We start from the raw sequence: 23,073 nt of genomic DNA, 5'->3' as shown, positions 1-23,073 counted from the left end.
TAGTTTCTGCATTCACCCTTTATAGAGATGGTCTCGAAGTTACGCAGGGCAAAGCATACTCAAATAGCTCCAATGCTGCAGATGACGATGAGTAGTGTTTTCTTATTGCCCCCCATAGATCATAAGTATTGGCTGTAAAACGCTGACTGACTCAGCAGTTCTCACTTCATTCCCCAACCTAGTACGGCCGACACCCCAACCGGTCGTACCGCCCCCTCCCCCACGGTGCATTGATCGCGTCCATCACCCCCCTTGTCATCTTTGATTCAGCGCCTACGCTTGGGGCCCTCAAAGTCTTTATGAAGGTCGCCTAGGACACGGAACATACCTGCACCTGCATAGACTGGAATCTGCAGGTACTTAAACATGTCTTCCCACTTAGATAGTGCAAGCAGAGTCTGATCGATGTACTCGTCTGGCTTCAGATATTTGTAATCTTTACAAAGCTCCTGAATGATTTTCCTGGTCGGTTTCCCATGTCCTGAAAATGCCGTAGTGTGCTCACCCCGTGCTTCCGAGAAAGTCAGATCGTATGCTGGAGCAAGCGTCCATCTACCTTCTTCGCCTGGGTTTTCGGACTCGTTGTAGAGAAACGCAAAATTCTTGGTGTGATCATCATAATTGTGCGACAGCGCGTTGAAGATCATCAGTCTGGCCATTTTCTCGACCTCTTTGGCGCTTCTCGTCAACACGTTGGTCAACTTAAGCATTCCGCTGTAATCCATGGTCGGGGCTCTGAAATCTGCGTACATAAGGGCTGAAGCAGTCATCATGTGCAGCCTTCTGTCACCTTGACGATCAAATCTCTTAGTAGTGAAAAAACTTTCGACGTTGCCGTTCGCCATCGAAACATTCAACAGCATGGAGTGGGCCATGATGACTCCTGCCTCCCTGGCCATTAGGGCGTATGCCTGCTCAATTTTCCCTGTTTCTGGAGCCTCTTCTATAGCCCTGAATTTGACTATCCAGTGATCATATCCATCGGGAATATGGCCGAATGCAGACGTTGCACGAACTCCATCTGGCGAGAGAGCAACGATGGCTTTGGGGCGCGCACCACCTGGTGATCCGCCCGCCAAGCGGAGGCTCTTGAGCACTCTCGTGGTCTCGCCCTCTTGAATTTCAACAGATGCCTCGAAGAGTTGAGCCAAGTTAATTGGCCCCGTGAGCTCTTCCTTTTCGGCTTTTGGATGGTATTCAAAAGCTCCCATTGCCCGATCTCCCATGTACGCCAGGCGATCCAGCTGGGTGAGCGTGAGTGAAGTGCCCTGACCAAAATAGCTGTTGAAAAAACGATCCATCAACAATAGCCCCCAGCCATCTGGGAGCGAGTCTGCAAACGGGCCGTGCAAACCGAGAAACAGATTGTCCTGAGCCAACTGAGGTTTGTCGTCAAACTTCATCGTGAAGGGGGACAGGTTGTACCCGTTCATGAGCCATGCTTTGTCGTAAGTGAAATAGATCCCTTTCGCTTCCGCTTTATATAGTTCACCAACCTTGATACCGTTTGTAGTGACAACTAGGGACTCGATGTGCTTTAGCTTCCGAGAGGCCCGCTCGCTACTCATTTAGTGCCTCGCTTGCGCTTGGAGTTTTTCAGCTCTTCATAAGAATTTGGCTGAGACGGTTTGAAGAGCCTCGATATCGGAGTCAGCTCATCGAGTGAGGTGGCTAGAAGGATCATCGCCTCAAGGGTGATTGAGCCGGTGAGCTCAAACCGCTTAATCGAGGATTCGGATACTCCGGACTGCTCTGCGAGTGTTTTCCGGGAAAGATTCTTCGATAGACGTAAAGTCTGGGCATTCTTACCCACCTCGCGGGCTATCTCTGCCGGCGAATACAGGAAATGCATGAGGGACATAGCTGACCTCCTACAGGATTTATGCTCTATACGGGCTAAATCTGACCCGTTATACCTGAAAAACGCGAAAAATTGATCATATTTGACCCGTATCAATTATTCTAGGTGGCATGGAAAAATGATAGCACAGAGGATCATATTTGATCCTTTAAGTCGAAAAATAGCACTTAATGGTTCAAAAATGACCTTTTTCATGATTTTACGTACCAGCTCGTCAAAGCCTACTCGTCGAAAGCCCTGTGATTGCTGGATTTCGTGGTCATCAATCTGCGACGCGCCATTTCATTGGCACAAGATGGCCAGCACGCTTCATGGCCATGACGGGCAGAAAAGGGTCGTTCCGAGCCAGTCGATGAAGGGGTTTGGGGAGCAACGGAACAGAAAGTGCACTTAAGCCCGGTGCCGGCCCGCAATCCCTTATGGCATCTGGTGAGTTCGGAAAAACCACCGTTTTGCAGAACCCGACCAGGGGCGCCGTCTTTGCCAGAGAAAGGCGGCGGTAGTCGTGCAGAAAACCCGTTCGTCAAATCAAAGTTCTGAAAACTTCCCGTGTTCACGGCGGCGCCGAACTCTAATCCCGCCTTACGTTGGTTTTTGGTTCCGTTGCTCTCCAAACCCCCACACTGTCGCGGGGCTGTGGTAGGCACCCGGAACGGAGGGGGTCAAGGCTGGCCGCAGGCCACCACGCAGCGGCCTCGGCCTTGACCCCCAGGAGTGACCCCCAGCCTCGGCCAGGGGTGCAGGGAGAGCTTTTCCCCTGCGCACCCTTGCCACGCGCGGCGAGATGCCCCCGGAGGGCCGCCGGAGGCGACTTTGCAGGGCTGGAGGCCGCGAAACATGCACGCCGAATCAGCCCCCCACCGTGACGGATGACCTGCACATGACAGACCAGCTACACGCCTACGACCCAGCCGACAGCTTGACCACCACCGAGGCCATCGCGGCTTTTCTGGCCGATGCCGAACAGACCGGGGATGCCGCCTATATCGCCCAGGTGCAGGCCATAGCCGAGCGAGCACGTCAGCGTCTCAAGGAGAGCCACCATGACGAAGATCGTTGAATTCCCGAAGGAACGCCGGCCTGAGCCCGAAGCTCAGGCGACCGAATGGGCTGCATGCTTGGCTACGCGAGGCTGTTGGGGTTCACACCTGCCAGTTGCGGAGGAGCGTCCCCAGCCACGATCCGGTGAACTGTGGACTGAGAAACACCGTAGTGGGCTGCCAGCTGTTCTTGGGTGTATCGCCCAGCGTGATAGAGGTGATAGATCTCGCGCTTCACTTGGTCGGGGATTTGCCGCGAGTACTCCATTGGAACCATCGCCAGCATCTGGTTCAAGTAATCGTTGTGCTGGATGAGTACTTGCTCGGTCTCACGGATTTTTTGGATGAGGCCGACGTACTCCAATTGCTGCTCTGGGGTAGCTATTCGGGTGGCCAGAATGGATAGCTGCCGATACATGTTCGCTCGGTGCAGCTCCAATTCGTGCATGAATTGGCGAATGCGCGCGATTTCATGCCGCTGCACTTCTGGTGCTTGGGCGTAGTAGGCGGATGGTTGGGGAAGGATGCTAGACATAGGCGGCCTGAATAATTCGGATATTCATGATAATAATGAATATCCAAAGGTCATTCAAGCATCAGCACGAGCGCTTATGAGTGTTTCAGCATATTCAGAAAACGGTGGTTTTTCCGAACTCACCAGACGCCACAAGGGTTTGCGGGCCGGCACCGGGCTTAAGTGCACTTTCTGTTCCGTTGCTCCTCAAACCCCATGAACACCCGCAGGCACAGCGTCAGATGTCAGTGATGGGGATAGAGCACAGTCATCGGCAGCGCCGGCGGCGGGTATTGCAGCAGCAGTTCGACCAGACTGCGGGCGATCAGCACCGAATCGCTCGCCCCACCGAGCCGCACCACGCGGTTCCCCCCTTCGCGCACCCAGTCGGCGAAGCCGATCTCCAGGGCAATTTCCAGGTAGCACGCATAGAAATCCGGCAGGACCGGGATCACTACCAAACGACTGGGCAACGGCGGTCCCCAGTTTTCAGCGCCGCCCCATCGCACCCACAAAAACCGGCCCCACAGCCCCTCCCCTCACTCATGCTGCACCCCCGCCCGCTTGAGCAGTTGCCGGCAGCGCTCGGACAGGTGCAGCACGCGCAGGTGCTTGCCGGCCTTGGCGTAGCGCTCGCGCAGGGTCTTCAGCGCGGCGATGGCCGAGTAGTCGACGAAGCTCAGGTGGCGGCAGTCCAGGGTCACCTGGGGCGGATCGCCGGCGGGGTCGAACTGGTTGAGGAAGGGCGTCGTGGAAGCGAAGAACAGCGTGCCGTGCAGGCGGTAGAGCTTGCTGCCGTCGGCTTCCCGATGGGTGTCGGCGTACAGCTCGCGGGCCTGCTGCCAGGCGAAGTTGAGCGCGGCGATGACGATCCCGCAGAGCACGGCAGTGGCCAGGTCGGTGAACACGGTGACGATGGTCACCGCGACGATCACCAGCGCGTCGTTCAGCGGCACCTTGTCGAGCACCCGCAGCGAGGCCCAGGCGAAGGTCTGCTGCGCCACCACGAACATCACCCCGACCAGCGCGGCGAGCGGGATGCGCTCGATCAGCGGCGAGAGGAACAGCACGAACAGCAGGATCATCACCCCGGCGACCACCCCGGAGAGCCGGCCGCGGCCGCCGGAGCCGAGGTTGATCATGGTCTGGCCGATCATCGCGCAGCCGCCCATGCCGCCGAACAGGCCGGACACCAGGTTGGCCGCGCCCAGCGCCGTGCACTCGCGGTCCGGGTAGCCGCGGCTCTCGGTGATCTCGTCGGTGAGGTTCAGGGTCAGCAGGGTTTCCAGCAGGCCGACCAGCGCCATCAGCACCGCGTAGGGCGCGACGATGCCCAGGGTTTCCAGGTTCCAGGGCACGTCCGGCACGGCCGGGACGGGCAGGCCGCCGGCGATGTGCGCCATGTCGCCGAGGGTGTGGGTCGGCAGGCCGAGCAGGTAGACGGCCAGACCGACGCCGAGGATCGCCGCCAGCGCCGGCGGCACGGCGCGGGTCAGGCGCGGCAGCAGGTAGACGATGGCCATGGTCAGCGCCACCAGTCCGAGCATCAGGTAGAGCGGCGTGCCGCTCAGCCAGGCCTCGCCGTCCTTGAAGTGCTCCAGCTGGGCCAGGGCGATGATGATCGCCAGGCCGTTGACGAAGCCGAGCATCACCGGATGCGGCACCATGCGGATCAGCTTGCCCAGGCGCAACAGGCCGAAGGCGACCATGATCAGCCCGCCGAGCAGCACGGTGGCGAGCAGGTACTGCACGCCGTGCTGCACCACCAGCGCGACGATCACCACCGCCATCGAGCCGGCGGCGCCGGACACCATGCCCGGACGGCCGCCGAACAGGGCGGTCAGGGTGCAGATGATGAAGGCGCCATACAGCCCCATCAGCGGGTTGAGGTGGGCGACCAGGGCGAAGGCGATGCACTCGGGCACCAGGGCGAAAGACGTGGTGAGCCCGGCCAGGACATCGGCGCGCAGGGATTTCGATTTCATGACTTACCTGAACGGTTGGCCGGGGAAGCCGGCCGCAGAGGGATGGCTGGAAAAAAGGCTTCGGATGTTACGGATTCGAGGGGGACAGGGCCAGCCATCGGATGGCGGCCAGCCCTGCGGCCGGAGGCGTTTCGGGCGTCCATTGCCAGTCTTTTCAAGTGAGGTCGATAGCATTTCGGTAGGAGCGAATTCATTCGCGACGCTTCCGTTCTTGCCGATGAGCATGCGTTACGATTGCGAACCGTGATGCGATAAGTCACACTGCAAACCCATGATCATCAGCTTTCAGCACAAGGGGCTTCGCCTCTTTTACGAAACGGGTTCGACCAAGGGGATTCGCGCCGATCATGCCAAGCGTCTGGCCCGCATGCTGGCCTTCATGGATCGAGCCACAGCGCCGGGAGACCTCGACCTTCCGGGCTGGAGACTCCACCCCCTGAAGGGGATCGCGCGGAGTTCTGGTCGCTGACCGTCAGCGGCAATTGGCGGGTGATTTTCCGCTTTGCCGGCAACGATATCGAACTGGTCGACTACCTCGATTACCACTGAACAGGAGGGCAACATGGTCATGTTCAACCCACCGCATCCGGGGGAAACGCTCCTCGAAGACGTGCTCCCCGAGCTGGATATCAGCATTGCCGAGCTTGCCCGTCGGCTGGGCTTCGCGCGAGAAACCCTGTCTCGCATCCTGCACGGACACGCCCCTGTCAGCCCGGATCTGGCCGTTCGCCTGGAAATGGCCGGTATCGGTACGGCACGTACCTGGCTTGGCGTACAGGCCGATTACGACCTGTGGCAAGCCCGGCACCGCGAGCAGCCTCGCATAGAGCGATTCGCCTCGATTGCCTGATACGACACAGGCCCCAGGCACCAAGCCTGGGTCTCATCCACGCGCCCGAGCTCCCGCTCGCCTTGGGATGAAACCCCGCTTTCACCCTCACCCGAACACCCCCATCAACCAATCGATGAACACCCGCAAACGCGGCGCCGGGTGTCGGGCATTCGCGACGCTTCCAGTCTTGCCGATGACTGCTACAGGGGAATATCGGACCCGCCGGCGGCCGGCCAGTCGATCCGGTAACGGGTGCTGCGCCCGCCGCCAGGCAGGCGGACGAGGCAGCCCTTGTCGAGCAGGTCGCCAAGGTGGCGGGTGGTGAGCCGATTACGGATGCTATTCGGCTCATTCGGTGAGCCGATTAAGGGGAGCTATTCGGCTCAAAGGCCAGCCGCGAGTCGATGGTTGCCGCCCGGCCCTCAGCCGAACAGCGCCACCAGCCAGTCGATGAACACCCGCAGGCGCGGCGTCAGATGCCGGTGATGGGGATAGAGCACAGTCATCGGCAGGGCCGGCGGCGGGTGTTGCGGCAATAGCTCGACCAGGCTGCCGGCGGCCAGCTGGCGTTCGACGTGGTAGCGCGGCACCTGGACGATGCCGAGTCCCGCCTCGCAGGCCGCCACGTAGGCTTCGCCGTGGTTGACCGCCAGGCTGGCCGGCAGGCTGCGCGTCTCGATGCGGCCGTCGACGGCGAACTCCAGCGGCGCCAGCCGGCCGGTGGTGGCCGAGAGGTAGTCGATGCAGCGGTGCCCCTCCAGCTCGTCGAGGCTGGACGGCAGGCCGTGGCGGGCCAGGTAGCCGGCGCTGGCGCAGGTGATCTGGGGCAGCGCCGGCAGGCTGCGGGCGATCAGCGTCGAGTCGCTCAGCCCGCCGATCCGCACCACGCAGTCCACCCCTTCGCGCACCAGGTCGATCATCCGGTCGCCGATGCCGATTTCCAGGACGATTTCCGGGTAGCGGGCGTAGAAGTCCGGCAGCGCCGGGATCACCAGCAGGCGGCCGAGCGAGGCCGGCAGGTCGATCTTCAGCCGGCCGCGCGGGTGCCCGGCGCTCTGCGACAGCACGCTCTCCACTTCCTCGATCTCGCCGAGCACCGACAGGCAGTGCTGGTAGTAGGAGCGCCCGTCGAGGGTGGCGCTGACCTGCCGGGTGGTGCGCTGCAAGAGGCGCACTCCGAGATGGCTCTCCAGTTGCCGGATCAGCGCGCTGGCCGAGGCGCGGGACATGCCCTGCTGCTCGGCGGCCTTGCTGAAGCTGCCGAGTTCGACGATGCGGGCGAAGAGCTGCATGGCCTGGAAGCGGTCCATGGCGCGGGCCTTTGTTCACTAAGGCCGAACAGTGTTGCCGGCTTTCGCAGGTTTATCCAGCCGGGCAATGACAATAAGGTGGAGGCCTCGTCCGCACAGCCGCCAGGAGCCGAGCCCGCATGAAGCCCATCAGCATCCACAAGGATTTGTCGATTTCCGCCGTCACCGCCGGCTTTCTCGCCGTGCTGATCTCCTACTCTGGCCCGCTGGTGATCTTCTTCCAGGCCGCGCAGAGCGCCGGGATTTCCGCCGGAATGATGTCCTCCTGGGTCTGGGCCATCTCCATCGGCGCGGCGCTGTCCGGCATCCTGCTCAGCCTCTGGCTCAGGGTGCCGGTGGTGACCGCCTGGTCCGCGCCCGGCACCGCCATGCTGGTCACGCTGTTCCCGGCGCTCAGCCTCAACGAGGCGGTGGGCGCCTACCTCACGGCCGGCGCGATCCTCTTTTTGATCGGCATCTCCGGCTGGTTCGACCGGCTGGTGCAGGCCATCCCCAAAGGCATCGCCTACGCCATGATGGCCGGCATCCTGTTCCAGTTCGGCATCGGCGCCTTCCAGTCGGTGGCCTCGATGCCGGCGCTGGCCTTCGGCATGCTCCTCGCCTACCTGATCTTCAAGCGCCTGTTCCCGCGCTACTGCCTGGTGCTGCTGCTGGTCGTCGGCGTGGCCCTGGCCGTCGGCCTGGAAGGCAGCAACCTCGCCGGCATCGGCGCGAGCCTGGCCGCACCGCAGTTCATCGCGCCGGCCTGGAGCTGGAGTTCGACCCTGAGCCTGGCGATCCCGCTGGTGCTGGTCAGCCTGACCGGACAGTTCCTGCCCGGCATGGCCATCCTGCGCAATGCCGGCTACGACACCCCGGCCAGGCCGGTGCTCGCCACCACCGGGCTGGCCTCGCTGGCCGTGGCCTGCTTCGGCGGCATCAGCATCGTCATCGCCGCCATCACCGCCGCCCTGTGCACCGGCCGGGACGCCCACGAGGACTCGGACAAGCGCTACGTCGCCGGCATCGCCAACGGCGTCTTCTACCTGCTCGGCGGCACCTTCGCCGGCACCATCATCCTGCTGTTCAGCGCCATGCCGAAGACCTTCGTCGCCGTGCTCGCCGGCCTGGCGCTGATCGGCGCCATCACCAGCAACGTGATGGGCGCGGTGAACGAGGAAGACCACCGCGAGGCGTCCATGCTGACCTTCCTGGCCACGGCGTCGGGGATGAGCTTCTTCGGCCTGGGTTCGGCCTTCTGGGGCGTGGTGATCGGCGCCCTCGCCTACCTGATCCTGCACAAGACGGGCTGGATGCCGAAGAGCCTGCTGGCCGGGCTGCTGGCGGCCGGGAAGGAGTGAGTAGTACACGTCAACCTCGTCAGGAATGAACAACCGGGCCTTGATCAACAAATGTCAGCCTGGTACTTCGTGCGAGGCTGACGATTCGAACGCCCGGCAACATCCGGATTTTCCTGATTTTTTTATCGAATGAGGGTTGACACCCGAATCTGCGGCGAGAATAATGCGCGCCACTTGGCTACATAGCTCAGTCGGTTAGAGCGCAGCATTCATAATGCTGATGTCCCAGGTTCAAGTCCCGGTGTAGCCACCATATCGCTGTATCAAGAAAGCCCGCCTCGTGCGGGCTTTCTTGTTTCCGGGCACCCTGTCCATCCCCTCTGTTTCTCCATTCGCCCTCCGACGTCTTGGTCCACCGCGACAAGTCCCGGAACGCCGGTTCATCCCCTCTTCCGCCGTGCGGCGGGAAAACATCCGGGCAAGATGCGGTAAGATTCATCCGGAACCTGCAGACAACATGCCTTATCCCCCGCAGATGATTCCCCGACTCTCACGCAAGCACGGATCGCCTTTGCATTCGTACTCGACACGGCCGGCTCCAGCGACAGCGGAGCACGGCGCAGCAGGGCAAGTTGATGAACAAGCTAAACAGACTGGAAGGCTTCAGCGCCCGCGAGGATGAACCGGAAGACTTCGACCTGGAGGTTGAGCAACCCCGTTTCACCGAGCGCCGCCGGAGCAGAAACGGCAGCCAGGTGCTGCAGATCGCCCTCGGTGTCTGGCTCGGCGGCCTGGCGCTGATGCTCACCTGGTACGGCCTGTCGCTGGTGCTGCCGGCCGCGGCGGACCTGCAGATACAACTGCGCTGAAGCCCGGCAGGCCGGCTTTTCGCCGGCGCAGCATGGCTCAGAAGGCGGCAGCCCGGCGCGCCGTCACCACCCGGTGCCGGCCAAAGCTACGCAGGTCGCGGAGGAAGGTGTCCCGCCAGGCGTTCAGGTCCGCCGCGCGCAGGGCCTGCATCATGTCCTCGTAGCGCTCCTTGCGCTCCTCCAGCGGCATGCGTAGGGCGCGGTCCAGAGCCTCGGCCATGCCGAGGCAGTCGTAGGGATTGACGATCAGTGCCGCGCTCAGCTCACGGGCCGCACCGGCGAAGCGCGACAGCACCAGCACGCCCGGGTCGGCCGGGTTCTGCGCGGCGACATACTCCTTGGCCACCAGGTTCATGCCGTCGCGCAGCGGGGTGACCAGACCGACATTGGCGGTGCGGAACAGCCCAATCAGGGTACGCCGGTCGAGGCTCTTGTTGAGATAGTGCAGCGGCGTCCAGTCGAGGTCCGACAGACGCCCGTTGACATGTCCAGCCACGGTCTCCAGCTGCTTGCGGATGGCCTGATAGGTCTTCACGTCCGAGCGTGAGGTCGGAGCGATCTGGATGAACTCCACGTTGTGCCGATGCTCGGGAAAGTGCTCGAGAAAACGCTCGTAGGCCTGGAAGCGCTCGACCAGCCCCTTGGAGTAGTCCAGCCGGTCGACGCTGATGAGCGTCTTGCGCCGCCTGCCTTCCGTGGTCAACCCGATAATGGGACGGCGGCCCCGGTAGGACTCGGCCTGACGGCGGATCTCGTCGGGCATCACGCCGATGGGATAGACACCGGCGCAAAAGCTCTGCCCGTAGGCGCTCAGGCTGCCGTCCGCCTCTACCCTCCCACCGGCTTCGCGGCTGATGTAGTCCTGGAAGGCCAGCCGGTCTGTCTCGGTCTGGAAGCCGATCAGGTCGTAGTAGCAGAAGCTTCGGAACAGATCCTCGTGCGGGGGGATGGCGGTGAGGACTTCCGGCGCCGGAAAGGGGATGTGCAGGAAGAAGCCGATGCGGTTGCCGATGCCCAGCTGACGACAGGCGGCGGCGAAGGGAATCAGGTGGTAATCGTGGACCCAGAGGATATCATCGGGGCGCAGCAAGGGCTTGAGCTTTTCCGCCAGCATGGCGTTGACCCGCCGGTAGCCCTCGTACTCCTTGCGGCAGTAGCGCGCCAGATCGATGCGGTAGTGGAAGACCGGCCAGAGCGTGGCATTGGAAAAGCCGCGGTAGTACTGGTCGTAGTCCGGCTTGCTGAGGTCCAGGGTGACGTAGGTGATATTGCCGATGGTCTCGCAGGCCGTTTCCGGTCGCTTGCTGACCTCCCCGTTCCAGCCGAACCAGATGCCGCCACTCTGCCGCAAGGCATCGTGCAGGCCCACGGCCAGCCCCCCCGCAGTGGCCTTGCCCTGGCGGATGGGAGCGACCCGATTGGAAACCACGACTAGACGGCTCATGGATAAACCTCCGTTTTGAGAGGCCGGACCAGCTCGTCCAGCCATTTTTCCACCGCCATGACGGAGTCCAGCCGCCGTTGCGCGATCGTCTCGCCCGGACCTACCTTGAACGAATGCCCGCCCAGGGCGTTGACCGTCTGGAAACCGGCCTCGTCGGTGAGGTCGTCGCCGATGAATACCGGCACCCGCCCACTGAACGGCGGCTCGTGCATGAATTCGCGGATCACTTCCCCCTTGCTGGCGCCACGGGGCTTGAGCTCGAACACGCACTTGCCCGGCTGCAGGGTCAGCAGCCTGGCATGCCTCCGGCTGAAGTCCTCGGCCAGGGTGCGAGCGGCCTCCTCCAGCTCGGGCGCCAGGCGAAAATGCAGCGCGAAGGCCAGGCCCTTGTTCTCCAGGCGCAGTCCGGGGTGCCGGGCACAGGCCTGCACCAGTTCGTCCTCGATCTGGCGCAGGGCCTCCAGATCCAGATCCAGCCGCCGCAGCCGACCGTCGGCAGCGCGGCGTTCGGCGCCATGGACCCCGGCGGCCGGCAGGCGCAGCGGCTCGAACAGGCGGTCGAGATCCGCCAGCCGGCGTCCGGAGATCACCGCGATCGGCACGCCGACGGCCTGCAGCCGGTCGAGGGCAGCGAGGGTGGCGGGAGGAATGAATACCAGCTCGGGACGGGGCTGTATTTCGGCAAGCGTTCCGTCCACATCGAAGAAGAAGGCGCAGTTCTGAAGGTCCTGCGCACTGGGGGAGCATTGACCGTTCATATTGATTGGGACCGCCAATCAGCGGTTCAGTTTCGCCAAACATGCATCACTGGCGCAGAGCGGCTGTCCATGCCGGCCGGCGGCCCGCCTGAATCATCGGCGGCGGCACGGGTCACACTCAGCAAGAGCGCAGCCCCGGCAGGAGGTTCCCATGAAAGATCGCAAACCCCAGGCGCAGGAAATCGATGACCTCGAGGATCGCATGGGTTCGCTGGAGCCGCTGGACTTCAGCAGCCGGAGGGACGAGCGCCAAGGGCGTATCGGCGACGTGCGACCGGCCGAGGAAGTGCATGAGGAGTTCCCGCCACAGCGGGTTCGTGAAGCCGGCATGACGGGTGGAGAAATGCCTGGCGGCGAGCCGACCATGGATGATGCGGACCCGGAGATCCTCATCCCTGAGGATGGCGCCCGCTCGCCGAACGAACGTGGTCACGGTCTGCCGGCCGACAAGGATCTGAGCATCGTCTCCGCCGACCGGATCGGCGCGGGTGGCGGTCTGGACGAGGCCGAGGCGGCACGTATCCTTCCCCTCGACGGACAGCCCTGGGATGGCCGTACAGACACGGAGGCTTCGTCGGACGAAGACGAGGAAGAGAACGAGGAGGTTCTTTCCGACGAAGAACTCAAAGGCCCCGAGCCGCTGCACTCGTCGCGCGACCGGGAGCCCTGAGCGCTCAATCGAGCAGGGTGCAGACCATCACCAGGGCGTCCTCGCGCCCGCTGGCGGCCGGGTAGTAGTCTCGGCGCCGGCCAACCTCGTTGAAACCGTAGCGCTCGTAGAGCCGGTAGGCGCCGCCGTTGCTGGCCCGTACCTCAAGGAAGCACTCGGCGGCCTGACGCTCTCGCGCCCGCCTCATCAGGTGCTCCAGCAGCCGCAGGCCGAGTCCGCGACCCTGGTTCTGCGGTTTGACGGTGATGTTCAGCAGGTGCGCCTCGTCGAGGATCACCTGGATCACGCCATGACCGACCTGCTGGCCGCCCTCGAACATCAGCCAGCATTCGTAGGACTTCAGGGCATCCTGGAAAATGCCGCGCGTCCAGGGGTGGCTGAAGGCGGCGTATTCAACCTTCAGCACGGTTTCCAGATCCGCCTCGGTCATCGGGCGGAAGCTAATCGCATCACTCATTCGCAGATATCCAGCGCACACGTACCTGGCGCATCGCGCGCCACAGCTCGGCCTTGCGGGCCGGCTCTTCCATCAGGGTTTCCAGACCGGGCAACGCCCAGACTGGCGGCAGGCCCTCGACCTGCAGTTCGCGATTGAAGGCATCGGCCTCGAGCGCGGCGGCAAAACGCAGGGCCGGCAGGCCGACCAGCCACAGGCAGGCGCAGTCGCCCTCCTCCTCCAGCCGCGCGGCGACGAAGGTCTGCACGTACTCCCGCGCCGCCTGCGGCCCCTGGTCCAGATTGCCGCCCCTGAGCAGCGGCCAGCGCACCGGCTCGCCGAGCGGGCGCGGACTGTCCGCCAGACCGGCGGCGCGCAGCAGATCGCGGAGCAGCAGATAGCCCGGGTCGCGACTCTGGAAGGGCTCGCCGGTGGGCAGCTCGACCAGCAGGGCGCAGCGTCCGGCACGCAGCAGCTGCAGGGCGAAGCGCGGCGGCGGCAGCGGCGCGGCCTTGGGCGCGACGGGCTCGACGGGCTCGACTGCCCCCTCGCTGGCGGCGGCTGGCGCCTCGACGCGGGCCGCAGGGCGCGGTATCTCGATCTTCGCCCGCTCGACCGGCCGCGGGCGCGGCGGAGCCTCGGGCACGATCTTGAGTTCTACGCCAGGGCGCACCGGAGCTGGCGGCGGCACCTGCGGCTCGAGCGGCTCGAGCGGTTCGAGCAGCTCCGGCCGCGACGGCGCAGCGAACGGCAGCGCCACCCGCGGCAGCCAGCTGACCACCTGCATGGCGCCGAGATAGGCGCGGCGGCGGGCTTCGTCGATCAAACGTCGGCCGCCTGCGGATGGGCCTTGGGCACGCCGGCACGCATCAGGTTCAGCGCGTTGATGTAGGCCTTGGCCGAGGCCACCAGGATGTCGATGTCGGCGCCGTTGCCGTTGACGATGCGCCCGCCCTTCTCCAGACGCACGGTGACCTCGCCCTGGGAGTCGGTGCCCTCGGTGATGGCGTTGACCGAATAGAGCTGCAGGCTGGCCTGGGAAGCGGCGACCGACTCGATGGCCTTGAAGATCGCGTCCACCGGGCCGGCACCCTCGGCCGTCGCCTCCTGGTCGCTGCCGGCGACGGTGAGCCGCAGGTGCGCCCGCGGCACCGTACCGCTCTTCGAGACGACCTCCAGGGCGTGCAGCCGGTAGTGTTCCGGGGCCTCCTCGTCCTGGGTTTCGGAGACCAGCGCCTGCAGGTCCTCGTCGAAGATCTCGTGCTTCTTGTCGGCCAGTGCCTTGAAGCGGGCGAAGGCCGCATTCAGCGCAGCGTCGTCGGCGAGCTGGATGCCCAGCTCCTCCAGACGGGTACGGAAGGCGTTGCGCCCGGAGTGCTTGCCCAGCACCATCTTGTTGGTGTGCCAGCCGACCGACTGCGCCGACATGATCTCGTAGGTCTCGCGGTGCTTGAGCACGCCGTCCTGGTGGATGCCCGACTCGTGGGCGAAGGCGTTGGCGCCGACGATGGCCTTGTTCGGCTGTACCGGAAAGCCGGTGATTCCCGAAACCAGCCGCGAGGCGGCGAGGATGTGCGGAGTGTCGATGTTGGTGTAGACGCCAAGCAGGTCGTGGCGGGTCTTGATCGCCATGACGATCTCCTCCAGCGCGGCATTGCCGGCACGCTCGCCGAGGCCATTGATGGTGCATTCCACCTGGCGCGCCCCGGCCACCACCGCGGCCAGCGAATTGGCCACGGCCAGGCCCAGGTCGTTGTGGCAGTGCACCGAGAACACCGCCTGGTCGGCGTTGGGGATGCGCGCGAGCAGTTGGCCGATCATCTCGCCGTACTGGTGCGGGATGGCGTAGCCGACGGTGTCCGGAATGTTGATGGTGCGCGCGCCGGCGGCGATGGCTGCCTCGATGATCCGGCAGAGGAAGTCGATTTCCGAACGGCCGGCGTCCTCGCAGGAGAACTCCACGTCGGCACACAGGCTGCGCGCCTTCCTCACCGCCCGCACGGCCTGCTCGACCACCTGGTCGGGCTGCATGCGCAGCTTGTATTGCATGTGGATCGGACTGGTGGCGATGAAGGTGTGGATACGCCCCGAATTGGCGTTCTTCAGCGCCTCGGCAGCGCGCTCGATGTCGGCATCCACGGCGCGCGCCAGGCTGCACACGGTGCTGTCCTTGATGCTCTCGGCGATCGCCTTGACTGCCTCGAAGTCGCCCGGGCTGGCAATCGCGAAGCCGGCCTCGATCACGTCTACCCTGAGCCGCTCCAGCACCTTGGCGATGCGCAGCTTCTCGTCCTTGGTCATGGAGGCGCCGGGGCTCTGTTCGCCGTCGCGCAGGGTGGTGTCGAAGATGATGACGCGGTCTTTGCTGCTCATTGCGGGCTCCTCACGGCCCCGCCGGGCGAGCGGCGGGGTTCGGGCTTGTTTAACGCTTGCCGGCGGGCAAGCCAATAGCGGAATTGTGGCCGGAAACCTGGCAGGCGGAAAGCCACCGGAACCGAATCGAAGAGGCCTTCGCGTCGAAGGCCTGCCCTCGGAAACGGCGAAAAGCCGCAGCGGCGGGCCCTTCGCTCAAGGCGATGCGCCCCACAGCCGGCGTTATTTCCTCTCCCTCTCCAGAGCGATCTTCGGCGCCCACTGCAGCCATTCGCTGTTCGCCTCATCGAACAGCGGGAAGGTCTGTCCCGGGGTCGCCAGCCTGCCCATCTGCTCGCCCTCCGGGGTGGCGAAGGCGATGCCGCCCTCGAGCAGGGTTTCCAGCGACTCGGTACGCAGTTGCGCCCCCTTGAGCAGGCCGAAATCGAAGCCGAAGCCGCTGGTATTCCAGAAACGGCTGCCGCTGCGCACCAGCGGCGCGTAGCGCGGCTCGATGAGGATGCCGATCAGCACCCGGTCGGCGTTCGGACCCAGTTCGAATCCGGTGACCTTGCCGACCGTCACCTCCCGATAGGTGACCGGCACGCCCGCCTTGAGCGAACCGCGTCGCGGCGTGCTGAGCACCAGCCGGAGTCCGGCCTCCTTGATGGAGGCGGCCGGCGTTTGGGACGCAGCGACGAAATGGGTCTGCCGGGGGGAGTTGCCCGGATCCGGACGCACCTCGATGTAGGGGCCGCTGACCAGGGTGTCCAGGTTGGCCGTGCGCATCAGCCCCAACTCGGGCCTGACCACCCAGAACAGGCTGCCGGCGCGGGCGATGCGTTCGCCGGCCTGGGTGATCCGGGCCTTGAGAAGCACCGACTGCAGGTCCTCGCTCAACTCGACCCGCTCCACCTTGCCGACGTCCAGCCCCTTGTAGCGGATCGGCGTACCAGCCTTCAGCCCATCGCCGCTGTCCACGCGGATCTGCAACTCCATCCCCGCCTGCAGGGCGCTCTCGCGGTCGGCATGCAGCGCATAGCGCGGAATCCGCCGGGTACTGGCGGGCGCCTCGGGATCCGGCGTTTCGAAGGCGACGCCGCCGGCCAGCAGGCTCTGCAGAGACTCGCTCTTCACCTCGACCCCGGACAGGCCGCCAGTCAGGGTGATGCCGCTGGCATTCCAGAAACGCGTCGAGCCATTCACCAGGCTGGAGTATTCCGGCTCGATGTGCACGCCCAGCAGCACGCGGCGACGGTTGCGGGACAACTGGTAACTCTGCACCGAGCCGACCTTGATCTGTCGGTAGAGTATCGGGCTGCCGATATCCAGCGAGCCCAGGGTATCGCTGGTCAGCACCAGATGCAGACCGGGGGCGCCAAGATCCAGCGGCGGAGCCTTGGGCCGGGCGACGAATTCGCGCTTGAGCGCAGCGCCCTTCTCGCCCGGACGCATGCCGATGTAGTTGCCCTTCACCAGCGCCTCGAGGCCGGTGACACCGCCCAGGGAAATCGAGGGCTTGACCACCCAGAAGTCGCTTCCCTCGACCAGGAAGTCCTCGGCCAGCGGGTCCATGGTCAGCTCGGCCGTGGCGCTGGACAGGCCGGACTCGATCTTCAGCGTCTTCAGGATGCCAACCTGGATGCCCTTGTACACCACTGGCGTGCGTCCGGCCTGCAGCCCCTCGAAATCGCTCAATTCGAGCATGACCTTGATGCCGGTCTGGGCAGCATCGAAGCTGTCATAGAGACGAAACGGCAGGCGCGGATCGGTGGGCGGGCTGTCCTGGCGATTCTCCGGCGTGGCAAAGGCAATGCCGCCAGCCACGATGCTGGCCAGGGACTCGGTACGGAACTTGACGCCGCCGAGCCCGGCATCGACCGTGATACCACTGGCGTTCCAGAAACGCGTGTGCTTGCGCACCAGATGGGCATAGGCCGGCTCGATGAAAATCTTGATCTCCACAGTGCTCAGATCCTCGGCCAGCCGGTAGCTCTTCACCCGGCCGACCTGGATCTGCTTGTAGAACACCGGACTGTCGCGATTCAGCGAGCCCAGCCGCTCGGCCTTCAGGGTGACATGCAAGCCTGGCGTGGTATCCGGCAGCGGTGGCTCTTCGGACAAGGCGGTGAACTTCTTGCTCGGCTCGCCATCTCCCGGACTGACTGCGATGTAGTTACCCGACACCAGGGTTTCCAGACCGGTGATGCCGGCCAAGGTGACCCGCGGCCTGACCAGCCAGAAGCGCGTATTGCTGCGCAGATAGGACTCGACCTTCTTGTTCATTTCCAGCGTGGCGATCACTCCCTTGTTCGAGCCTTCGTCATCCAGGGTAAGTTCCACGACCTTGCCGACCGGCATTCCCTTGTAGATCACCTCGGTCTTGTTGACCTGAATGCCCTCGCCGCTGGTGAAGCGTACCTGGACCTCGATGCCGGCCTGGCTATAGGCATTCCAGGCCAGCCAGGCGCCGATCAACAGGGCGATCAGCGGCAGCACCCAGATCGCCGACCAGGTGGAGGCCGGGCGGGTTCTGGCCTCTGGCAGATCACTCATGGTCATCGTCGGACTCCGTGTTGTCCCAAATCAGGCGAGGATCGAAGGTAAGGGCCGCCAGCATGGTCAGAATCACCACTGTGGCGAAGGCCACAGCTCCCAGGTTCGGCTCGACCCTGGCCAGGGTGCCGAAATTGACCACGGCGACCAGGATGGCGATGACGAAGATATCCAGCATCGACCAGCGGCCGATCCACTCGATGAAGCGGAACATGAAGATGCGCTGGCGTGCGGAGAGCGGCTGGTGACGCTGCACGGAAATCAGCAGCAGGGCAATGCCGACCAGCTTGAAGGTCGGCACCAGAATGCTCGCCACGAATACTACCAGCGCGACGGGCAGGGACCCCATATGCACCAGGGCAATCACACCGGACATGATGGTGTCCGGCTCTCCCTTGCCCAGGGACCTGACGGTCATGATGGGCAGCAGATTGGCCGGGATATACAGGATGGCGGCGGTAATCAGCAGTGCCCAGGTGCGGGCCAGGCTATTCGGATGACGCGCATGCACGCGCGCACCACAGCGAATGCATTGCTGTCCATGCAGACCGCTTTCGTGGCGATTGAGCTGATGGCACTCCGGGCAAACCAGGATACCTGCATCAATGGCTCGCATGGGTCCTCCCCCGAGACAGGGCTTCCCAAACCTGGTGCGGAGACATGGTGATCTCGAGCCAGACCTGTACCAGCAGCAGGCAGACGAAACAGATCAAGCCGGCCCCAACGGCCAGGTCGGCAAGGGAGACCAGCTTGACGATCGAAACCAGAATGCCCATGAAGTAAACCTCCAGCATTCCCCACTCGCGTAGATGGTGATAGATGCGATACAGCAGCAAGCCATAACCGCGCCCCACACCCCAGCGGATGCTCAACAAGACCGCTAACTGGCAGAGCAGCTTGAGCAGTGGAATCCCCATACTGCAGAGAAAGACGACCACCCCAATGCCCTGCAGGCCACTTTCATAAAGAGCGACAACAGCGCTCCAGACTGTGTCTTGGCTCGTCTGCCCCAAAAGGCGTAGCTGCAAAATCGGCAAGAAGTTGGCCGGCACATAGAGCAGCAAGGCGGCGATGACCAATGCCAGACTGCGTCCCAGCATATGAGGCTGATGGCTGAACAACTCGAAACCGCAGCGGGGGCATTCGGCGCGCTCACCCGGCGCGAGCTCGGGCTTGAGCATCAGCAGGTCGCACTCATGGCAGGCGACCAGTTTGTCCAAGGGAAACTCCCTCAAGTCGTGAGACCGACTCGAATCATGCATGGCAACTGCCCAGGTGAAACGGCCGCCCATTCTAAACGAGCCTAGATAGCTCGTAGAGTGCCACTAGGCCATCAAGCAAAAACCCCCGAGCCATGGCTGGCTCGGGGGTTTGCAATAGGCGCTTGACGATGACCTACTCTCGCATGGGGAAACCCCACACTACCATCGGCGATGCGTCGTTTCACTGCTGAGTTCGGGATGGGATCAGGTGGTTCCAACGCTCTATGGTCGTCAAGCAATTCGGTTGGGATGTCGCGTTGCGGCGCCATCCCGAATCGGGCATGTGATGTCTGTGTCTCGGTGGCTTTGCGGTTCAGCCGGATTTTCGGTTTAGTCGGCTTCGACCTCACCCGCTGTGCCGATCCTTCCGGTCGGCCAGATTGTTTGGGTGTTATATGGTCAAGCCTCACGGGCAATTAGTATGGGTTAGCTCAACGCCTCACAACGCTTACACACCCCACCTATCAACGTCGTAGTCTTCGACGGCCCTTCAGGGAGCTCGAGGCTCCAGTGAGATCTCATCTTGAGGCAAGTTTCCCGCTTAGATGCTTTCAGCGGTTATCTTTTCCGAACATAGCTACCCGGCAGTGCCACTGGCGTGACAACCGGAACACCAGAGGTTCGTCCAACCCGGTCCTCTCGTACTAAGGTCAGCCCCTCTCAAATCTCAAACGTCCACGGCAGATAGGGACCGAACTGTCTCACGACGTTCTAAACCCAGCTCGCGTACCACTTTAAATGGCGAACAGCCATACCCTTGGGACCGGCTTCAGCCCCAGGATGTGATGAGCCGACATCGAGGTGCCAAACACCGCCGTCGATATGAACTCTTGGGCGGTATCAGCCTGTTATCCCCGGAGTACCTTTTATCCGTTGAGCGATGGCCCTTCCATACAGAACCACCGGATCACTAAGACCTACTTTCGTACCTGCTCGACGTGTCTGTCTCGCAGTCAAGCGCGCTTTTGCCTTTATACTCTGCGACCGATTTCCGACCGGTCTGAGCGCACCTTCGTACTCCTCCGTTACTCTTTGGGAGGAGACCGCCCCAGTCAAACTGCCCACCATACACTGTCCTCGATCCGGATGACGGACCAGAGTTAGAACCTCAAGCATGCCAGGGTGGTATTTCAAGGATGGCTCCATGGGAACTGGCGTCCCCACTTCAAAGCCTCCCACCTATCCTACACAAGCAGGCTCAAAGTCCAGTGCAAAGCTACAGTAAAGGTTCACGGGGTCTTTCCGTCTAGCCGCGGATACACTGCATCTTCACAGCGATTTCAATTTCACTGAGTCTCGGGTGGAGACAGCGCCGCCATCGTTACGCCATTCGTGCAGGTCGGAACTTACCCGACAAGGAATTTCGCTACCTTAGGACCGTTATAGTTACGGCCGCCGTTTACCGGGGCTTCGATCAAGAGCTTCGCTTGCGCTAACCCCATCAATTAACCTTCCGGCACCGGGCAGGCGTCACACCCTATACGTCCACTTTCGTGTTTGCAGAGTGCTGTGTTTTTAATAAACAGTCGCAGCGGCCTGGTATCTTCGACCGGCATGGGCTTATGGAGTAAATCCTTCACCCTCACCGGCGCACCTTCTCCCGAAGTTACGGTGCCATTTTGCCTAGTTCCTTCACCCGAGTTCTCTCAAGCGCCTTGGTATTCTCTACCCAACCACCTGTGTCGGTTTGGGGTACGGTTCCTGATTACCTGAAGCTTAGAGGCTTTTCCTGGAAGCAGGGCATCAACCACTTCGCCTTCGTAAAAGAAGGCTCGTCATCAGCTCTCGGCCTTGAACACCCGGATTTGCCTAAGTGTTCGGCCTACCACCTTAAACTTGGACAACCAACGCCAAGCTGGCCTAGCCTTCTCCGTCCCCCCATCGCAGTAACCAGAAGTACGGGAATATTAACCCGTTTCCCATCGACTACGCTCTTCAGCCTCGCCTTAGGGACCGACTCACCCTGCGTCGATTAACGTTGCGCAGGAACCCTTGGTCTTTCGGCGTGGGTGTTTTTCACACCCATTGTCGTTACTCATGTCAGCATTCGCACTTCTGATACCTCCAGCAAGCCTCTCGACTCACCTTCACAGGCTTACAGAACGCTCCTCTACCGCTCATCCGAAGATGAACCCGTAGCTTCGGTGCCTGGTTTGAGCCCCGTTACATCTTCCGCGCAGGCCGACTCGACTAGTGAGCTATTACGCTTTCTTTAAAGGGTGGCTGCTTCTAAGCCAACCTCCTAGCTGTCTAAGCCTTCCCACATCGTTTCCCACTTAACCAGGACTTTGGGACCTTAGCTGACGGTCTGGGTTGTTTCCCTTTTCACGACGGACGTTAGCACCCGCCGTGTGTCTCCCGTGCTGACACTTGCCGGTATTCGGAGTTTGCATCGGTTTGGTAAGTCGGGATGACCCCCTAGCCGAAACAGTGCTCTACCCCCAGCAGTGATACACGAGGCGCTACCTAAATAGCTTTCGAGGAGAACCAGCTATCTCCGAGCTTGATTAGCCTTTCACTCCGATCCACAAGTCATCCGCTACCTTTTCAACGGGAGTCGGTTCGGTCCTCCAGTCAGTGTTACCTAACCTTCAACCTGCTCATGGATAGATCGCCCGGTTTCGGGTCTATACCCAGCGACTAAACGCCCTATTAAGACTCGCTTTCGCTACGCCTCCCCTATTCGGTTAAGCTTGCCACTGAATATAAGTCGCTGACCCATTATACAAAAGGTACGCAGTCACCCAACAAAGTGGGCTCCCACTGCTTGTACGCATACGGTTTCAGGTTCTATTTCACTCCCCTCTCCGGGGTTCTTTTCGCCTTTCCCTCACGGTACTGGTTCACTATCGGTCAGTCAGGAGTATTTAGCCTTGGAGGATGGTCCCCCCATGTTCAGACAACGTTTCACGTGCGCCGTCCTACTCGATTTCACTTGCCAGATCCTTTCGTATACGGGGCTATCACCCACTACGGCGGCACTTTCCAGAGCCTTCTACTAGAATCAGGCAAGCTTAAGGGCTAGTCCCCGTTCGCTCGCCACTACTAAGGGAATCTCGGTTGATTTCTTTTCCTCAGGGTACTTAGATGTTTCAGTTCCCCTGGTTCGCCTCTTGCACCTATGGATTCAGTACAAGATACCCAGCTTGTGCTGGGTGGGTTTCCCCATTCAGAGATCTCCGGATCACAGTCTGTTTGCCGACTCCCCGAAGCTTATCGCAGGCTACCACGTCTTTCATCGCCTCTGACTGCCAAGGCATCCACCGTATGCGCTTCTTCACTTGACCATATAACCCCAAGCAATCTGCGGCCTCGCGGCCTTGCCTGGATGGGGTGAAGACGACATTCGCCGAAAATTCGCGCTTGAACTCGCAAATTTACCTTGACCTCATCGATTGCAGTGAAACAATCGATCAGTCTACTTCTATCACATACCCGAATTTTTAAAGAACGAATCTGGCGCAAAGACCAGAAATCAGCATTCACTGGGGCCGTTGCCTTCAGGAAATGCTCGTTTCTGAGCTTTCAGCGATTGATGAGTGGTTGGTGGAGCCAAGGAGGATCGAACTCCTGACCTCCTGCGTGCAAAGCAGGCGCTCTCCCAGCTGAGCTATGGCCCCTCTACCCTCTCTCGAGGTCATGACCGGCCACGCCCCTTGACAATTGGTGGGTCTGGGCAGATTCGAACTGCCGACCTCACCCTTATCAGGGGTGCGCTCTAACCAACTGAGCTACAGACCCAATCGTCTCACTCTCGGGTCTAGACCCAATCGCTTTTCGCTAGTGAATCAAGCAATTCGTGTGGGAGCTTATGAAAAGCCGGGATCTTCGATTAAGGAGGTGATCCAGCCGCAGGTTCCCCTACGGCTACCTTGTTACGACTTCACCCCAGTCATGAATCACT

At 62.0% G+C, this 23,073-nt stretch carries 19 protein-coding genes, 3 tRNA genes, 3 rRNA genes and 2 pseudogenes (1 of these 27 running past the window's edge); 7 read left to right on the top strand and 20 right to left on the bottom strand.

Features of this window, described 5'->3' with window-relative positions; genetic code table 11:
- Positions 1 to 266: 266 nt before the first annotated feature.
- Both ACG10_RS04325 and ACG10_RS04320 read right to left on the bottom strand, forming a co-directional pair.
- Complete coding sequence (locus tag ACG10_RS04325) at positions 267 to 1,568, bottom strand: type II toxin-antitoxin system HipA family toxin (RefSeq protein ID WP_089167272.1); 1,302 nt, start codon at positions 1,566 to 1,568, stop codon at positions 267 to 269.
- Entirely contained in the window at positions 1,565 to 1,861 is a 297-nt protein-coding gene (locus ACG10_RS04320) for a helix-turn-helix domain-containing protein (RefSeq protein WP_089167271.1), read from the bottom strand. Before ACG10_RS04320 ends, ACG10_RS04325 begins: the two co-directional genes overlap by 4 nt.
- 880 nt (positions 1,862 to 2,741) lie before the next feature.
- Between ACG10_RS04320 and ACG10_RS04315 the strand changes: the two genes are divergently transcribed.
- Positions 2,742 to 2,921 carry a helix-turn-helix domain-containing protein gene (locus ACG10_RS04315; RefSeq protein ID WP_089167270.1) on the top strand — a complete coding sequence of 60 codons (180 nt, stop codon included), beginning with the start codon at positions 2,742 to 2,744 and terminating at the stop codon, positions 2,919 to 2,921.
- A 62-nt stretch (positions 2,922 to 2,983) separates the two neighbouring features.
- Here ACG10_RS04315 and ACG10_RS04310 read toward each other — a convergent pair whose 3' ends face one another.
- The 3 genes from ACG10_RS04310 to ACG10_RS04300 form a co-directional block, all read right to left on the bottom strand.
- Positions 2,984 to 3,436 carry a helix-turn-helix domain-containing protein gene (locus ACG10_RS04310; RefSeq protein WP_089167269.1) on the bottom strand — a complete coding sequence of 151 codons (453 nt, stop codon included), beginning with the start codon at positions 3,434 to 3,436 and terminating at the stop codon, positions 2,984 to 2,986.
- A 224-nt stretch (positions 3,437 to 3,660) separates the two neighbouring features.
- Positions 3,661 to 3,888: a type 2 periplasmic-binding domain-containing protein gene (locus tag ACG10_RS04305; protein WP_232487190.1), complete on the bottom strand. Its 228-nt coding sequence runs from the start codon at positions 3,886 to 3,888 to the stop codon at positions 3,661 to 3,663.
- Positions 3,889 to 3,954: 66 nt separating this feature from the next.
- On the bottom strand, positions 3,955 to 5,400 hold the full coding sequence (locus ACG10_RS04300; RefSeq protein WP_089167268.1) for a SulP family inorganic anion transporter: 1,446 nt from the start codon (positions 5,398 to 5,400) through the stop codon (positions 3,955 to 3,957).
- Between the two features lie 271 nt (positions 5,401 to 5,671).
- Here ACG10_RS04300 and ACG10_RS04295 point away from each other — a divergent pair.
- Both ACG10_RS04295 and ACG10_RS04290 read left to right on the top strand, forming a co-directional pair.
- Positions 5,672 to 5,949: pseudogene (locus ACG10_RS04295) on the top strand (type II toxin-antitoxin system RelE/ParE family toxin).
- A 13-nt stretch (positions 5,950 to 5,962) separates the two neighbouring features.
- Positions 5,963 to 6,250: a HigA family addiction module antitoxin gene (locus tag ACG10_RS04290; protein ID WP_089167267.1), complete on the top strand. Its 288-nt coding sequence runs from the start codon at positions 5,963 to 5,965 to the stop codon at positions 6,248 to 6,250.
- 182 nt (positions 6,251 to 6,432) lie between these two features.
- On the opposite strand, the pseudogene ACG10_RS24270 reads toward ACG10_RS04290, so the two are convergent.
- Positions 6,433 to 6,552: pseudogene (locus tag ACG10_RS24270) on the bottom strand (DUF4172 domain-containing protein); the annotation flags it as partial.
- 102 nt (positions 6,553 to 6,654) lie between these two features.
- Complete coding sequence (locus ACG10_RS04285; protein ID WP_089167266.1) at positions 6,655 to 7,542, bottom strand: LysR family transcriptional regulator; 888 nt, start codon at positions 7,540 to 7,542, stop codon at positions 6,655 to 6,657.
- 119 nt (positions 7,543 to 7,661) lie between these two features.
- Here ACG10_RS04285 and ACG10_RS04280 point away from each other — a divergent pair, with 119 nt between their 5' ends.
- From ACG10_RS04280 to ACG10_RS04270, 3 genes are all read left to right on the top strand, one after another.
- On the top strand, positions 7,662 to 8,882 hold the full coding sequence (locus tag ACG10_RS04280; protein ID WP_089167265.1) for a benzoate/H(+) symporter BenE family transporter: 1,221 nt from the start codon (positions 7,662 to 7,664) through the stop codon (positions 8,880 to 8,882).
- A gap of 176 nt (positions 8,883 to 9,058) precedes the next feature.
- Positions 9,059 to 9,135: transfer RNA gene (locus tag ACG10_RS04275), tRNA-Met, on the top strand.
- 322 nt (positions 9,136 to 9,457) lie between these two features.
- A complete protein-coding gene (locus tag ACG10_RS04270) occupies positions 9,458 to 9,691 on the top strand; it encodes a hypothetical protein (protein WP_089167264.1) in 234 nt (77 codons plus the stop codon).
- Between the two features lie 37 nt (positions 9,692 to 9,728).
- On the opposite strand, the gene otsA is transcribed toward ACG10_RS04270, so the two are convergent.
- Together otsA and otsB are read right to left on the bottom strand one after the other, a co-directional pair.
- Positions 9,729 to 11,135 carry an alpha,alpha-trehalose-phosphate synthase (UDP-forming) gene (gene otsA, locus ACG10_RS04265; protein WP_089167263.1) on the bottom strand — a complete coding sequence of 469 codons (1,407 nt, stop codon included), beginning with the start codon at positions 11,133 to 11,135 and terminating at the stop codon, positions 9,729 to 9,731.
- Positions 11,132 to 11,893, bottom strand: coding sequence for a trehalose-phosphatase (otsB, locus tag ACG10_RS04260; protein ID WP_089167262.1), 762 nt, complete (start codon positions 11,891 to 11,893; stop codon positions 11,132 to 11,134). Before otsB ends, otsA begins: the two co-directional genes overlap by 4 nt.
- Positions 11,894 to 12,044: 151 nt before the next feature.
- Between otsB and ACG10_RS04255 the strand changes: the two genes are divergently transcribed.
- On the top strand, positions 12,045 to 12,563 hold the full coding sequence (locus ACG10_RS04255) for a hypothetical protein (RefSeq protein ID WP_089167261.1): 519 nt from the start codon (positions 12,045 to 12,047) through the stop codon (positions 12,561 to 12,563).
- Positions 12,564 to 12,567: 4 nt separating this feature from the next.
- Here the strand turns inward: ACG10_RS04255 and rimI are convergent, their stop codons facing one another.
- The 11 genes from rimI to ACG10_RS04200 form a co-directional block, all read right to left on the bottom strand.
- On the bottom strand, positions 12,568 to 13,020 hold the full coding sequence (rimI, locus tag ACG10_RS04250; protein WP_089167260.1) for a ribosomal protein S18-alanine N-acetyltransferase: 453 nt from the start codon (positions 13,018 to 13,020) through the stop codon (positions 12,568 to 12,570).
- Positions 13,013 to 13,825, bottom strand: coding sequence for an energy transducer TonB (locus ACG10_RS04245; protein WP_089167259.1), 813 nt, complete (start codon positions 13,823 to 13,825; stop codon positions 13,013 to 13,015). The genes rimI and ACG10_RS04245 overlap by 8 nt, the downstream gene beginning before the upstream one ends.
- Positions 13,822 to 15,372, bottom strand: a complete 1,551-nt coding sequence (locus ACG10_RS04240; protein WP_089167258.1) for a 2-isopropylmalate synthase — start codon at positions 15,370 to 15,372, stop codon at positions 13,822 to 13,824. The genes ACG10_RS04245 and ACG10_RS04240 overlap by 4 nt, the downstream gene beginning before the upstream one ends.
- Before the next feature lie 222 nt (positions 15,373 to 15,594).
- Positions 15,595 to 17,907, bottom strand: a complete 2,313-nt coding sequence (locus tag ACG10_RS04235) for a PqiB family protein (RefSeq protein ID WP_089169789.1) — start codon at positions 17,905 to 17,907, stop codon at positions 15,595 to 15,597.
- The gene (locus ACG10_RS04230) at positions 17,900 to 18,523 is read right to left on the bottom strand and encodes a paraquat-inducible protein A (protein WP_039802121.1); all 624 of its coding nucleotides are present in this window, start codon (positions 18,521 to 18,523) and stop codon (positions 17,900 to 17,902) included. The genes ACG10_RS04235 and ACG10_RS04230 overlap by 8 nt, the downstream gene beginning before the upstream one ends.
- Positions 18,510 to 19,169, bottom strand: coding sequence for a paraquat-inducible protein A (locus ACG10_RS04225; protein ID WP_089167257.1), 660 nt, complete (start codon positions 19,167 to 19,169; stop codon positions 18,510 to 18,512). Before ACG10_RS04225 ends, ACG10_RS04230 begins: the two co-directional genes overlap by 14 nt.
- A gap of 120 nt (positions 19,170 to 19,289) precedes the next feature.
- A 5S ribosomal RNA gene (rrf, locus tag ACG10_RS04220) occupies positions 19,290 to 19,405 on the bottom strand.
- A 159-nt stretch (positions 19,406 to 19,564) separates the two neighbouring features.
- Positions 19,565 to 22,456, bottom strand: a 23S ribosomal RNA gene (locus ACG10_RS04215).
- A gap of 257 nt (positions 22,457 to 22,713) precedes the next feature.
- Positions 22,714 to 22,789 (bottom strand) — tRNA-Ala (locus ACG10_RS04210).
- Positions 22,790 to 22,833: 44 nt separating this feature from the next.
- A tRNA-Ile gene (locus ACG10_RS04205) sits at positions 22,834 to 22,910 on the bottom strand.
- Positions 22,911 to 23,002: 92 nt separating this feature from the next.
- Positions 23,003 to 23,073, bottom strand: a 16S ribosomal RNA gene (locus tag ACG10_RS04200); it runs 1,465 nt beyond the window's last position.
- The 16S, 23S and 5S rRNA genes sit together here with 2 tRNA genes alongside, the layout of an rRNA operon.

This window comes from Azotobacter chroococcum, from assembly GCF_002220155.1.
Taxonomy (GTDB): Bacteria; Pseudomonadota; Gammaproteobacteria; order Pseudomonadales; family Pseudomonadaceae; genus Azotobacter; species Azotobacter chroococcum.
This window is presented reverse-complemented; position numbering and strand designations above follow the sequence as displayed.